At 43.9% G+C, this 15,485-nt stretch carries 9 protein-coding genes; all 9 read right to left on the reverse strand.

Translation table 11 applies throughout. The features are described from left to right. Nucleotides 1-2,969: hypothetical protein (locus WKF69_RS13065; protein WP_340382515.1), on the reverse strand; the 2,969-nt coding region annotated here is incomplete at its 3' end. A 26-nt stretch (nucleotides 2,970-2,995) separates the two neighbouring features. Beyond that, a complete protein-coding gene (locus WKF69_RS13070) occupies nucleotides 2,996-6,214 on the reverse strand; it encodes a DUF4962 domain-containing protein (RefSeq protein ID WP_340382516.1) in 3,219 nt (1,072 codons plus the stop codon). 119 nt (nucleotides 6,215-6,333) lie between these two features. Next, nucleotides 6,334-7,653: a sugar MFS transporter gene (locus tag WKF69_RS13075; protein ID WP_340382517.1), complete on the reverse strand. Its 1,320-nt coding sequence runs from the start codon at nucleotides 7,651-7,653 to the stop codon at nucleotides 6,334-6,336. Between the two features lie 48 nt (nucleotides 7,654-7,701). Continuing rightward, nucleotides 7,702-8,457: a glucosamine-6-phosphate deaminase gene (locus tag WKF69_RS13080; protein ID WP_340382518.1), complete on the reverse strand. Its 756-nt coding sequence runs from the start codon at nucleotides 8,455-8,457 to the stop codon at nucleotides 7,702-7,704. 47 nt (nucleotides 8,458-8,504) lie between these two features. Then, on the reverse strand, nucleotides 8,505-9,695 hold the full coding sequence (nagA, locus tag WKF69_RS13085) for an N-acetylglucosamine-6-phosphate deacetylase (protein ID WP_340382519.1): 1,191 nt from the start codon (nucleotides 9,693-9,695) through the stop codon (nucleotides 8,505-8,507). A 111-nt stretch (nucleotides 9,696-9,806) separates the two neighbouring features. Beyond that, nucleotides 9,807-11,063: an Nramp family divalent metal transporter gene (locus tag WKF69_RS13090; protein ID WP_340382520.1), complete on the reverse strand. Its 1,257-nt coding sequence runs from the start codon at nucleotides 11,061-11,063 to the stop codon at nucleotides 9,807-9,809. Between the two features lie 144 nt (nucleotides 11,064-11,207). Continuing rightward, nucleotides 11,208-13,502 carry a c-type cytochrome gene (locus tag WKF69_RS13095; protein WP_340382521.1) on the reverse strand — a complete coding sequence of 765 codons (2,295 nt, stop codon included), beginning with the start codon at nucleotides 13,500-13,502 and terminating at the stop codon, nucleotides 11,208-11,210. A 47-nt stretch (nucleotides 13,503-13,549) separates the two neighbouring features. After that, nucleotides 13,550-14,896: a Gfo/Idh/MocA family oxidoreductase gene (locus WKF69_RS13100; protein ID WP_340382522.1), complete on the reverse strand. Its 1,347-nt coding sequence runs from the start codon at nucleotides 14,894-14,896 to the stop codon at nucleotides 13,550-13,552. Nucleotides 14,897-14,925: 29 nt separating this feature from the next. Then, nucleotides 14,926-15,485 (reverse strand): SUMF1/EgtB/PvdO family nonheme iron enzyme (locus WKF69_RS13105; RefSeq protein WP_340382523.1); only part of this gene is annotated, 560 nt, incomplete at its 5' end.

The raw sequence follows: 15,485 nt of genomic DNA on the forward strand, positions 1-15,485 counted from the left end.
TCAAAGCTTAAAGGCACTTCAGAACTCAATGAAACTTCTCCTGTATTGCTTTTAAAAACGCCAGCTAATGCAACAAACGTTCTGTCCTGGCTCCAGACAACAGCAGCGGCATCCGTTTCAGCTTCAGGTGTTTTATAAACCTGTCCCGGCCGTTTATTAAACGCAACATTTTTGCCGGATACAATTCCGCTAACATACCCGTCATGATGCGTCATATTTATGCCCGAAGTCATCCCCTTTGTGGTCATTAAGATGTTAGCCATTACCAGCGGTTCGCGATTCTTAGTAGTAGCGGATACTGTCAGCATTCCCTCCTTTTTCAAATGGCGTTCCCTCTGTAAGGTATTGAGATAATGCGGAGTTTCGACAGCCTTGCTTTCCACCGCGGATGGAGAAACATGGAGGAAATTCAACGTAACACCATTCTTGGTGATAGTAGAATGACTATTAGATGCCTTTATATCGTCCAGTTCAGCGGTTTGATACAGCAATGTAACCTTGGCGTCCTTTTCAGCAGGGATCGCCGTATCCAGCATGAGGATTGTGCGTGGCTTGATAAATACTACGTTTCGTGATAAGGATTTGACTTTATCAAAATAGAGCCTTCCAATATCTCCCGATGAGAACGCAGCATCTTTGCCCTCCAGGAAGTTTGCGATGAAAGCATGATCATTAAAACCCGGCGCAAAGTTAAGGTGGTCTCCCGTCCGCTGACTTTGCTCATTATCATCAATCAGAATGGTTGAATGCGCAACAGGCTGAATCAGTTTTGACTGATATATCGGGTCATCGTAATAAGTTGAATTCTTCAAATGACGCTCTTCAACGAAGATCTGGCCATGATCCGCAAGCCAGAAGCTTCCCTGGTCAATATGCTGATGGTTATAGAATGCACCGGTACGCATAACAAAAGCAAAGTCATCCTTTTCCCACCCGCTTTTAAATACCGTAGTGCCAATCTCACGGAATGCCTTTACGGGGTTTTCATCAAATGGAGTATCCTGCGGAATATTTTTGATGTCAAACAGCAAATCTTCAAAGGTTTCTCCGGTTTTCATGAAGTTATAGAACCAGCTTAAACGCGGCTCCCTTCTCTTTTCGAGCAGGAATCCCCAGAAGTTGGCAGGAGTCATTTCGCCTTTTGAATCGCCGTACTCAAACCATAGCTTGTTCATTATATTTCCCGCATAAATAAATTCCTTGTATGTACCTTCTAATGGTGCTGTAAGGTCGATATTAAATACATTGTCAAGCGACGGCAGACTATAAGACATATTTGAAAACGAATAGCTGTTGTAGCCATACCCTTCTCCCCAGGCGCCATCTTTTGAATCTACTACCCTGTGGATGAACTTGTAATATTTCAGCATTGCGCCGGTAAAATAGGGTTCGAGGTTCTGAGTTTCGGGGCCATCATCAAATACAGCTGCCATATTCATGAGAGATCCGCCCAGGATCATAGCTAGCCAGTTTGATGTAGCTGCTGTGATATCATCATTGTAGACGTAAGTCCTGTGTGCCCCATCTACTATATTTGCCATGATTGCCTTACGAACCTTAGCTCTTTCTTCAGGGGTCATAACATCGTAAGCAAGATCATATGCCTCTGCAACCCGGTGAGCCCAGCTGCCGGTACGGTGCTCACTGTAGCGTCCACGGTTTGTCTGCCATGGATGCGTCCAGTCAGGCCACTCAGAAAGCTTTAACAGAACGTCCTTGACATACGCTCCTGCCTCCTTATCACCATGAAAAGCATAAGCCCTGGCATTCAGACGCAATGCTTCACCTGTATGATAAATTTTGTTACCCCATGCATTCCATGTCGGGAGCCAGTCTTCTTTAGGAAATTGGTCCAGGTCGTAGATCAACGTACTAATCGGTATGCTTTCACGCTGACGTTTTGCAGACGTAAGTATATCGTCGAAAACTTTTTTGAATTCCGACTGCTGCAGCTTAGCATCAAGCGCCTTTTTCTTGTCGGCATCAAACATCAGTCGGGGATGCTTTCCGGCTATATTTTTAGGGGCAATATGAATAGTAAACTCAGTCGCCGCTAACATTTTGCTGCCGTCATGGGCGGTAAGCTTTCCGATGTAGAGCCCTTCAGGAAATGAAAGTGTCAGGGGCCTAAGCGACCAGCCCGAGGCATCTTTACTCAAATCGGACTTGTGAATGGATTTATTTTCGTCCGCAAAGGATACTATTTCAAGGCTAACCTTCTTTGCCTCCACTGGCCATTGCCCGCTTAACCGAAACTTATCGTTCTGATTGTAATGCTTTTTGGGAATGTAGGAAGCGTACTCAGGGAGCTTAAACATTTCCGGTATGGAAAAACGGAAGTTCGCTTCACGCGATGCCGCTAAAGAGATGTCATCAATTCCAAAATAGATCGGCATGTCAGGATCTGCTGAAGGAAACTTCGCAATGAACGCTAATGCATAGATCTTAATTTTACTTTTTCCGGAAACAGATGGATTTTCCCTCACTATATCACTAAAGTTAACACTTGCCGTTACCCATTTATTCCTTTCAGGATTCTTGATGGTATATTCTAACTTACCAAACTCTCCGGCGGCAAATCTTATTTTGTAAGATTCTGCAGCAGTATTTGATTTTAAGTAATATCTGAAAGTAAGTTTTGAATCAGATGTCAGGTACATATCAAGGAGTTTCTGGGCTCCGGTGTATGCATCGACATTAGTAAATGCAGTTACTTTTTGTACGACGGAAATATTAGCGTCACCCGGCACCATTTCATTAGGACGAAAATCCTGGTTATAGGCGATATCCTGCCAGTGAGGGTAAGAAGCCCAGGCACCCAGCTCGCGATCTTCAAAATTCTCGGTATACGTCCATGGCTCTAGCGCTACACCCGGATTTGACGGAACAACAGTGTATTGTTGTGCATTGATATTCCCTGCAGTCATTAATGAAACAGCAGCAATAATGAATGATAGTCTTCTCATCACGGTGGCTATTTTTGTTTTTTGTTTTTTTATTTTCCAGACATGATTGTTATCTCGGACTTACCCTGACCTACTTGTAGAGCTATCGACTTGCCTGCCTGATCATATTTCCAGGCACTGCTTGTCTTCCCATTAAGCTGCACGCTAGCCGGTTTTTCTGCAAAAGAGACCGTCACGGTATTGGCTTTATCCGATTGCAGTTCCAGAGCTGTGTTGTTATTAGCAAATGCAATGGTTGCAGTCAGTGGACTACTAGATTTTACAGTGATCCCATGGCCTGAAAATGAACTCCCCTCGAAATATGCTTTAAGGAATTTTCCGCTTTGATCGAATGAAGCTGTAAACCGCTCTGCATCTGTCGTGAAATCGCCAGCATTTGCCGCAGCGCCTTGTCCGATTCTAAATAACCCTATATCTGACCCTTTACGGTGCACGATCTTTGCTCCTGTCCACCCTGATGCGTCAATGCGCGTTGTGATGGGAACAACATAGTCACCGCTTGATGGCTTAGCTTCCGGAAGTAGAACTGCCAGAAAATTTGTAGCAACCAGGTCTTGTTTGGTTTCGAGACTAAGGAAACTTTCGGAATAGGTTTTACTTGAGAAACGGTCCCGAATTCTTGAATTCGCGATATCCGGAGCGATTACATCCATAGTAAGCCTGGCATTTGGGCGCTCTACAACCATACGACGGTCTTTATACGTAACAGAACTCACATTACCATCATTCGCTGGTGCATGAAACAGCCAGTCATATACATGTCCTTCCGGTGATTTACTTTTAACCTGGTCGAATAAAAATATAGGGCCGGTTTTAGTGTAAAGAAGCGTACGGGTATACTTATCCAGTTTCCCTTTATATACAGTCGTCAGGTCACTTTCCACAGCATCGGCATTTTTACCATTAAATGTGTGTACCATTCGCGGCCAGTCGGTAAGGGCTTTAATGCCGTTATCATAGTGAGCCGGCGCCTGGCTTTCCGGATCGTGGTCGACAAGCATCACATTATGGGCTATTGCATTTACATTATATCCCAGGTAATCCAAATTTGCATAATAACCGAGGTTTCCAACACCCGGATCTGTTAGCAGAGCTTCGCCGTTTGTCAGGATCTGGAAACTTCCCTGATCGTAGTGATAATGATTTGAATTTGGCCCGACCCTCGTTGTAATTATAGTGGCAGGCTCTTCCCATCCCGAACGCATGACCATACCCTGAGCCGAGAACACCCTGGAAGACGGCAGGGACTCCCTCGAAATCGGTTTTATATCATCGCGGAACCAAAGATATCCAAAATATCCGCCTTTTCCTGATTCCCAATAGGGCTTTACATACTGATATAGGTATGGATTCTTTGTGCGATTAACAAGCCATTGCGCGTGGATCTGAGGTCCAAAAGCAACGCCAATACCCTGCGGGCCGCCACCATCTCCAAAGTCCTGCAAGAGCCCGTTAGATGCACTCGCCTGAAGAGGATATTTATAATAGTTTGGAAGATTGGTTGTTGTAGTATAGTCAACACCGAAGTTTCTTTCAAATGCAGCAAGGACTTCGACAATATCCTTAGTCGCCATATTCATGTATCCGCTTTTTGGCTCGCCATAGCTGCCGTCTTCGTAGTAGGTCCGGTCGATAAATGTTTTTGTCTTGGTCATTATCCCCGACAGATATGGTTCAAGGTATGGGTTTGCAGGATCATCACCATAGATGGCTGTTGCTGCCATTCCAAAACCGGCAACAAGCACTGCAATGTGATTGGTTTGGTTCGACGGCATCCTGTTCATTTCGACCATGTCGCGCTGGAATAATTTCAGCCCTTTTTCCATAATAGCATTTCTTACCATCGCCCTCTCCTGTTCAGTGAGCAGATCATAAAGCATGTCATATCCATAAGCAACTGGTTTGATCGTATAACCTACCGGATAGTATGTCCAGAATTTTCGCTCGAGCATCCAGTCGCTATTCCACTTGGTGAATGAGGCTAATTTTAAAAGTGCCTTTTTAGCTTGTTCCCCCGCTGCTTTATCTCCTGTAAACGCGTAGTGGAAACTGCCTTCCTCAATTACTTTCCCCAAAGCCCCGTTTGGAGCATTCCATTCTGCGTAGGCATTATATCCTACAGAGTTTCTTGCATAAGGCCCTCCTACAAGATTTTCGGCAGTGCGGTCAACTCCCTCCATTATAGCATCAACGTTAACTTTCATGAAGTTTTTCTCTTGAAGAGCATGATCAAGGATGAGTTTTGCCACAGGTGATTTCTCATTTGCAAGACGCTGTTTGAGCTCTGCAGCAGAGAAAAATAATCGGGGATGACCATCAACTTTATTTCCCGGAACAAGAAACCGGAAACTCTGATTCAGTTCTCCGCCATTCTGGTCCCGGCCCTTTACGCGAAACTCCCACTGCCCCCGGGCGTCTTTAGCTCCAAGCTTATGAATTGCTCCGCTCTCCCATTCATTTCCATTGCGTTTTAAGAATATGTTATCTTTAACAACATTTCCCTTGCTATCGACCAGCGTGCCCTTAACTTGTTTTAATGAGATGTTCCCTTCGGGCGCTACCTTCAGGCTTATATTATCTCCATAAAAGAAATGCTTATTCAGGATTGAAGTCTCAAACATTTCGAAATTTGTCGAGGCAGGTTCAGATGCTGCAAAAGAACGGTCGCGTTCTCCATTTATCTGAAAATCATCCATTAAAATAGTGTATGTAAACAGGTAATTTACAATAGGATAAGATCCCTTTAAAGTGATCACCTGAATATGCTCATTGGGCTTGAGCGCCTGCCCGTTCAGGCTGAACGCTGAGATAGGAAGGTTGAGCTCAATCCACTTGTTTGCCAAAGGCTTCTGGATCTTATGCATATACCTTGCACCTCCAAAAGTCCCCAATGAAAGCTCCAGAGATTCGGGATTACGATCGCTTTGAAAATAAACGGCTGCTTTAACCCGCGTATCAGCTGTCGTATAAAGATTTAACTTCTTAGTAAAACCCTGGTAAAGCTCATTCGTATCGTGTGCTTTGAATGGTCTCGCCAGCGCATACTTACTGTTATTATACGTTGGCGTTTTACTGGCAAAGTAAAGCGCATCGAACGCAATGTCCTGAGCATATGGATAGGTTTCCCAGCCATATAGTTCGCCAGTCTCAAAGTCGTTTAAAAGCTTGTAAGGAACCCGTTGCTGAGCATCCGCCCGGCTTAAAATCATGCTGAAGCAAAGCAGCAAAGAGAGTAGCAGTTTATTCATGTTAATCGTTTTTAATATGTAGATAACATTTCTCCAAAATTGAAAACTTCGGCAAAGCCGTTCCGTTAACAGGTGCCTTACACACAACCCCCATAAACGGGCGGCAGGCAATGGTTTTGTTACTTAGCCCAGCGTCTCAAAGCATACCCCTTAAAAGCATAAAATATCAGGTACATATAACAAGGGAAAAGTACCCAATATGCTTCCCGGGCATTGGAGATGTCTACCAGATAACCGTAAATAAGAGGGAGAATAGCATTTCCCGCTAGTCCCATTATCATTACAGAAGCTCCTACTTTGGTGAAACGGCCTAAACCGTCAAGTGCAAGGGGCCAGATTCCAGCCCATACCAACGAATTGGCAAGTCCGAGCATTACCACAAACCATAGCGAAATATCATTGGTGTGACCGAGAAAACTTACCTGCCCCTTTGCAAAAATAATCAGCAGGGTTAAAATGATCCCGAATATAGTACTTATCCTAAGTGCTGTTAATTGGGTCATGAACCTCGGGATGAAGAAAATTCCTACGAGATAGGCGCAGATCTGCGCGGTCAGCGTGTATGAAGGAAATATTTTTGCTTCAATTAAGTTCAGGTTCATGGTACCTGCATAACTGATTACCGTATCGATTGAGATGACTTGTGTACCAACGTGCAAGAAAATAGCGACAGCGCCCAAAATAAGGTGAGGAAATTGCGTTATACTCGTTTTTGAGGAATTTGCTAAAGCAACGTCTTCGCTTTCATGTTCGGTATCAATTTCAGGCAATGGAGAGAATCGAATGAACAGGCCAAGCAGAAATAGAAACCCTCCAACACAAGCATAAGGGATGATAATTCGCTGAATCAATTCATGTAAGGATGCATTTTTTTCCGCTTCACTCATCATAGCAAGTTTGTCGAACATATCGCTATCCGACACTCGGAAAATGACAGCGGCAAATAATAAAGGAGCCAAAAGTCCTGCTCCCTTATTACAGATACCCATAATACTAAAACGCTGAGCTGCCCTTTCTTTAGGGCCAAGAATAGTGATGTATGGATTGGCAGCTGTTTGGAGAAGGGCAAGCCCTGCGCCGATGGAAAATAAGCCGAGCAGGAACAAGCCATAGGTCATTGTAATTGCCGCAGGCACGAACAGGAGTGCCCCGGCAGACATCACCCAAAAGCCAATCATCATCCCTTTTTTAAAACCTACATTTTTCAGAAGGTAAGAAGCTGGAACAGAGAATATCAGGTAAGAAATGTAGAATGCAAAAGTCACCAGGTAAGAAGCTACGTGGCTAAGCTGGAAAGCTACTTTGAAATAAGGAATTAATATGGCATTTATCCAGGAAGTAAATCCGAACATAAAAAACATAAACCCAATAATGATCATTCCTGTCACAGTGTCCCTTTGGCTTAAGGAACCAACTGCAACGGTGGTATTTTTCTTCATATTAATGTATTTCTATTCAGTTTATATTTCTATTATTCCTCTTAAAAGTTAAAGCTGCGATGCACTATTTTCATCTATAAAAAGTGTTGCATTATCATGTCTCCTCAAGATAGTAGATGGATAAAGCTCGCTGATATCGCTGTTAATGGTATGCGCGATCGCACTTGCCTTGAACGATCCCGGAACAATCGCATATGCAAATGTTGATTTAAATAATGCAGGCATGGTTATGGTCAGCGCATGAGTAGGCACCTCATCGATATTTGGAAAACATCCGTCATTCACTTGCTGTACACGGCAATCCTGATCGAGGTCGACCACCTTAACGATCAATGGATCGTTGAAATCTGCAACATGCGGATCGTTGAATGCCAGGTGAGTGTTCTCTCCTATTCCAAGGATGACAATATCTGTTGGATACTTAGTTAAAAGTCCCGCATATCTTTTACACTCCTCCTGAATATCCGGAGCATTTCCATTCATATAATGAACTTCCCTGCACGATACATTCTGCAAAAGACGATCCTTTAGGAAATTCCCAAAACCCGCCGGGGAATCTTTATCAAGACCAACATATTCATCCATGTGGAATGCGTTGATCCGGTTCCACTCGACATCTTTTTTATTTAACTCAGCGAGAAATTCATTCTGCGATGGAGCCGATGCAAAGATCACATTGACATACTCATTACTTTTTAACAGTTCACTTATCTTGTTTGTAAAGGTTTCCGCCGCAGCAGCGCCAAGCTGTGGCCTGTCTTCAAATACTTTAACGTTTAGTTTCTCTTTTTTAAATTCTCTCATTGCTTTAAATTTCACTTCATAATATAGATCTCACAACCGTAGTGATGCTAATTTTTATTGTAGATAACCTTTCCACCCACGATCGTAGTGCTCACCCGGATATCCTTATCAAAAATTACGATATCTGCGTCCTTGCCTTTTATCAGCGAACCTTTAGTGTTGCTTAGGCCCAGGATATTTGCCGGGGTCAGGGAAGCCATTTTAACGGCTTCGAGCAGAGGAACATCAGCCATGTTGATCATATTTCTCACCAAACGGTCGCACGTTGCCACACTGCCTGCGAACGATGCACGGTCGGGAAGCTTAGCTACTCCATCCTCAACGATCACCTTTAAACCATTATGCTTGCTTCCAAGGATACTCTCACCCGGAGGCATTCCAGCTGCACGCATTGAATCGGTTATCAATGCGATCCGGTCAGGCCCTTTAATTTTATAGATTAGTTTCAACAGCGGAGCTGGAAGATGGATTCCATCACCGATGATCTCCACATCCATTTCATCAATGAGATATGCAGTTTCGATCACACCCGCATAACGGAAGCACTCGCGTCGCGATACGCCGGACATACATGAATAAAAATGAGTTGCAAGAGTATAACCAGCTTCAAATGCCACAAGAGCTTCTTCGTAAATAGCATCCGTATGGGCCATAGCCACAAGGATGTTTTTTGAACGAAGGTGATTACAAAATTCAATAGCTCCCGGAAGCTCAGGTGCCGCGCTCCAGCGTTTAATATCGGAGGAGCGGGATAATATATCCATATATTCCTTTGGATCGGGATTGCGGATATAACGCGGATCCTGAGCACCGCGCTGTGCTACTGAAAAATAAGGCCCTTCGAGGTGCATTCCCAGGAACTGGGCGCCTTTTGTATTATTCTTATCAGCCTGCTTGTAAAGGTCCAGCGTATGATAAAGCTCATCGAGCTCGCTAGTCAAAGTGGTTGGCATTAAGCCAGTAGTACCATACATCGCATGTGTTTCAGCGATCTTTAAAAACGCCTCTTCCGAACCGTCCATGAAATCGTGACCACCACCGCCATGAACGTGAATATCTATGAAGCCAGGAGAAACATACTTACCTTCTGCGTCGATTTCCATTGCGTCTGCAAAGTCAACGCTTTCCTGGGTAATATGGCTGATCTTACCATCGGTAACTAGTATTGTCGCATTTTCCAGGATCCGATAGGGAGTAACTATACGGGCATTATATATTTTTAATCTGTTGTTGTTCATTATGAAGTACTATGATCTTATATCGTTAGCAATATAGTAAAATAAAAAAGTGTACGTAAACGGCTTAATAAATCATTAATATTATAGTTAAGGCAAACTATATGTTTTTGGTTATTTAAGAAACAATTCGTTAACGTTACTAGCTGCTAAGAGCACCAGAATAAGGAGACCGATCAACCCTATCACTTTCACAGCCAGCGAATTTTTATACTGCCCCATGATCTTCTCATCATTCGAAACAGCGTACATAGCCAGGCCAATAAAAGGCACTAAAAATATGGTAATGCTTTGGGCAAAAACTATCAGCTCAAGCGGAAGCTTACCAAACCTTACTGCTATAAGGGCACCAAAAACCATAACCAAAGCAATAAATATTTTCACCTTACCGGAGTTTAGATTACTTCCATATCCAAGTGAGTCAGCCATTAAAGTTCCCCCTATTGTTGAGTTCCCGACAAGGGAAGAAAATGATGCACCAAAAAGGCCTACTAAGAATAAAGTGGAAGCATACTTGCCAAAGAGCGGCTCCAGCGCACGCGACATATCTGACGCGTTAACGACGTTAAGGCCTTGTTTATGGAGAATCGCCGCCGCACAGATCATTATAATCGCGCTCATTAAACAGAGAATGAAAATGCCGGTTATGCTATTGCTATTCTGTTCTTTTATTTCGGGATTGATCTTTATTCTTTCCTGCACAAGATAAGACTGGTAAAATGCAGCAACCATTGAAAAAGTAGAGGCAAAGAAAGCTATAACCAAGCCTAGCGACCCAGGAGCTAATTGGGGAACGAATCCGCCGGCTATCTCGGAAAAGTCGGGTTTGATAAGGAAGAAGGTTGTCAGAAACGCAAAAAGCATTAATGCGACAAGAAATATCATGAGCTTCTCAAGCACTTTATAAAATCCTCTAAAGAATAATAAAGCCATCCCTATAAGATTGAAGAATATAATCCAGATTACTGGTGTAGTACCAGTAGCTTCAGCAATGGCAATACCTACTCCTATTGAATTTCCTGCCTGAAAAGAGGTAGTTACGATAAAAATCCCCAGACCTACAGTTATAGCAGCTATCTTACCCCATTTTTCCCTGATGGTCGTCAACAACGATTGCTTTGTTGCTACCCCGATCCGTGCGCCCATAATGGTGAAAACAGTCATAAAGAACATTGCGACGACTACGATCCAAAGCAATGAATATCCATATTGCGCTCCTAGCTTGGACGTTATCGTCATCTTGCTTGGTCCAAAAACTACAGCTGCAATAATTATTCCCGGTCCAAGGGAAAGAAAAACATTTTTAATCTTACCCCAGGTACTCTTGTCGTCAGTCACTGCTGTAGACGTTGCATTCTCTGATCTCTTCATTAAACTACTCGTTAAATTTTAAGTTTTATATCTATACGGTTACGTACCCGAATGTACTAACTTTATCAAGGAAAACAAATTAAAAAGCTCTTCTGGAAAAGTGAGACTATTTCGATTAAACTGTCTAATCGCGGTTGAGAATTATTACGGGCCACTCAGCTCAGCTGCACTAAATGAACCTTGCTTGTTCTCAAATTTTTTGCGGATCTTAATCACTTCATCCCGGCTAATCTTTTCGGCCTCATTATTCCATGAATTCCTTATAAAACTTGAGAGCTGGGCGATATCTTCGTCTACTATGTCTTTATTGCTTCCAACTCCCGGCATATCGCCATTAATTTCGGGGGCCTGATAGACCTTGTTGTTCACCTTTACGGGACCACTCAAACCATGCAACAAAATAGCTATCAGTGTCTCCTTACTTCCCGTCACCCACTCTGACCTGTTCAAAGGCGGCGCCAATGAACGAACTCCGTTTCCGTCAGCGCCATGACACGGCTGGCAGGTAGTTCTAAAAAGGCTCGCGCCTCTCGGGTATTGTTTCCTTAACAGATTGGCATCTTTATTACTTTCATTGCTTTTAATGTCTGCTAATATCCGTCTTAGCTGCGCATAGACCAACTGGGTAGTGTCGGGCTTTAACAATAGCGCTTGTCTATAAAAACTTGCCTCCTGCCCTTTGAGATTACTTAATACAGCATCGGTGACGTAAGCATTATTAGGGTATTTCTTCGAGATCTGTAGGTAAAGATCATTAGCTGCTTTTCCATCAAATTTTTGAATACTGCCAATCTGAAATGCCAGGTATGGTGCAATCAGTGTATCCGTCTGAGATGCTAGCTGCTGCAGAACCGGTGTATACTCCCCATAATTAGTGCTGGTCACTGCAGAACGCAATACGCTAAGTGCCTGAGTCTTAATATTCCAGTCGCTGTTTTGAAGCAATGGCAGAACATCTGAAGATTTCAATAGTCCGAGTCCCTCCAGGGTCCACATAGCGTGAATTCCTGCGAGATTTCCTGAAGCCATGGCCAGTATTTCACGCAGTTTAGCAGCTGTTTGTAAATATTTTCCGTCAATGATCATTTGCTGAGCCTTGTCCCTTACCCAACCGTTCTGATGTTTAAGCATGTCTACCAACTTCAAAGGATTAGAGGGCATTTGAACGGCTTTTGCGACACCACCTTTCGGTGTTATTTTATAAATCCGTCCGCAGTTGGTTGGCTTTTCCAGTGAGCGCTTTTTTATCTCATTTTTAAGATAGTCTGTAAGAAAGGACTTATGCTGAATTATACCACGATACATGTCAACCACATAGAGGGCACCATCCGGGCCATTGTATAAACTTACGGGACGAAAACGCTCATCAAAACTAACAAGGAACTCTTTACCCTGATATGCTTGTTTAGCTTCTGTAGTAAAGCCTTTTCCTGAAAGAGCATTCCTCTTGATAAGATTGGCGGCAGGTTCGGCTACAAAGACATTGTTGTAGTATTGCTCATCAAACAGATCTCCTCTATAGAGCGCCGGTCCACAGGCTGCGGTGAAACTAACCAAGCGTCTAGCGCTATCAAGAACGTTGTCTTTATAACCCCTATTCACGCCAGGGGTTGGCCGTGCAGGGTATACCCGGTTGTCTGAAATGATCCTTTCGTTAAATCCTCGTACGCGCTGCAGATTCTCATTACCTGCACCCAAACCCGGCTGAAAATAGTCGCCTAATAGATTTTGAGAGTTGTTGTTATAATATAATCGCCCATAATCATCCTGGGTTATTCCCCACTGTCCGCGTAAATGCGTGCGCTCAGTAAGCCATTTGTCTCCAACTTTACGATATCGTTTTTCAGAACCACCGCTGTAGATCCAGTTGTCCATGGCCCGGAATAAGCCATTTGCCTGGGCTTCTACATTCCCGCCTTCTGTATAAGATTCGTCAACGAGGATCTTCTTACCAGGCTTATCGTCTTTGATCTCTATAAACCAAAGTCGCGGCGGTTCGGCAACCAGGATGCCATTTTCTATAAGGCACAAAGCCCTTGGCAACACCAGGAAGTCAAGAAAAACTTTACGCTTATCAACTCTACCGTCTTTATTTTTGTCTTCCAGGATAACAATCCGGCCATTCTTTTTATCCTCTTCGCTCCCGTCAGCATCAGTCATGTAGCCTTCCATTTCAACGACCCACATTCTATTTTTATCATCGAAGTTCATCGCAACCGGCGAACTGATGTCTGGCTCGGCTGCGACAAGCTCTATCTTAAAGCCATCCTCAAGGATCATTTTACTGATCGACTCTTCAGCCGATACCACGGGAGCAGATTCGAAATCGTCAGGCCTGACTGCACTTGAGACCTGCTCATCTGTTGCGGGATGCTTTTTCGGATAGCAGCTAATTATAAAAACAACGAGGACAAATAAAACAGAATATATTCTAGACATACAGGCATTAAATCAAACAAAAAAATAAACTAAAAACGAATATAGGCCTACACTTTAAGCTCCCAACCCTTATGATATTCCCTGGTCCATAACTTATTTGCTTGTTTATCTTTCAGGATGTGTCCGTTTTCGGGATTAATATCCAATGAACGGCCAGTTCTTTGGGCAATATTGCCTAGCTGTAAAAGCAGCGTGCTTTTATGTCCCTCGAGAATTTCAGAATTTAACTTAGCACCAGTTCTGATGCCATCGAAGAAATTTCTCAGGTGGATCGCGTCGAGTTGTTGTGATGGAGTTGAAAGACTCCTGGCATCGCCTACAACCGGATCGCCTTTAACATGGCGAAGGAGTTTACCCGCGATATCGAAAACCTTATAGGAAGTACTGTCGCCAATCAATATGGATCCTTTTTCACCATACCACATTACCCCTGCTCCTCCGCCTTCTATAGGCTGATTATTGCAACTTCGTCCTTCCCAGCTAATCATTTTATTGTCGGCAAACTGCATGTTAATTATCTGCGTATCAGGAGTTTCCCAATCATCCTGATAACGAAATCGTCCGCCCGATGAATTTACTTTAGTTGGAAAATCAACTCCCAGGCCCCAGCGAGCAAGATCAACTGTGTGAGTTCCATTATTGGCACCCTCACCGGTTCCCCAATTCCAGAACCAATGCCAGTTGTAATGTATGAGGTTATCCTGATATGGACGGCGCGGCGCTGGCCCTTGCCATAATTCATAATCAAGCCATGAAGGAACTTCCACTTTGTTGCCTATTCCTATAGATGCCCTGTTATTGGTATACCATGTTTTCGCCAGGTATGGCCTTCCTATCGCGCCAGCCTTTATCTCGGCAATGGCTCCGACAGAATTTGGCCATGAACGCCGCTGATTACCCATCTGAATCTTTCTGTCGTATTTGCGCGATGCTTCAACGATCATTTCACCTTCTGCCGGGCTGTGACTCGCAGGCTTTTCAAGGTACACATGCTTGCCTGCCTGGACCGCCATAATTGCTGCGGTAGCATGCCAGTGATCAGGAGCAGCGACCATAAGGATATCGATATCCTTGTCTTCAAGTGTTTTTCTAAAATCCGGAGCAGCCTTCGGTGCCTTGGTCTGTATCTTACCCACAGCTTCAATGAACTTGTCGGCAGCCCTCTTATCTACGTCACTGGCGTACACAACCTCGCAATCCTGCTGGTTAGCGAAATTGGTTCCTACTGCAAATCCCCGGGCATTTAATCCCATACATGAGATCATCAGGCGCTCATTAGATCCCATGATACGGCCGTAGCTTTTAGCACTAAACCCAGGAAGAATACCTCCAAAAGATACCGCAGCGGTACCGATCAGTGTCTTTTTAACGAAATCTCTCCGTGAATTTTTCATTATCTTAAATCGACTTTTTATTTATATCCTTAATTTTTAACAGGTGCGTCAGAATCTTTGACACATCTGAATCCGAGATTATTGCTTCCGCTGTTTACTTCACCCTTTCCACGACTACCCGGTTTATACCGAATACAGTATTGATCGCTGCAAAGGAAAGATCCTCCGCGCTGCACACGTTTCACCAAGCCTGGTTCATCGGGGTCAAAACTATCCGATGGGCCCTGTGGGTTGGTTTGTGGGCTTTTCGTATAATAATCACCCCGATAAAAGTCGCTACACCACTCCCAAACATTCCCATCCATATCATATAATCCAAAAGCGTTTGCCGGAAATGATTTTACCGGAGCGAGGTCTTCATACCCATCCTCGGAGGTGTTCGCATCGGGGAAATTCCCCTGGTAAATATTTGCCATCCACTTGCCCTCAGGTTTAAGTTCGCTTCCCCAATAATATGTCTGTTGTCCTTTTCCTCCCCGGGCGGCATACTCCCACTCCGCTTCAGTTGGGAGTCGCTTTCCGGCCCACTTCGCGTAGGCAGCGGCATCGGGATAACTTATGTGAACGGCGGGGTCGTTTGGCTTTCCTG

The organism is Daejeonella sp., assembly GCF_037719425.1.
Classification (GTDB): Bacteria; Bacteroidota; Bacteroidia; order Sphingobacteriales; family Sphingobacteriaceae; genus Daejeonella.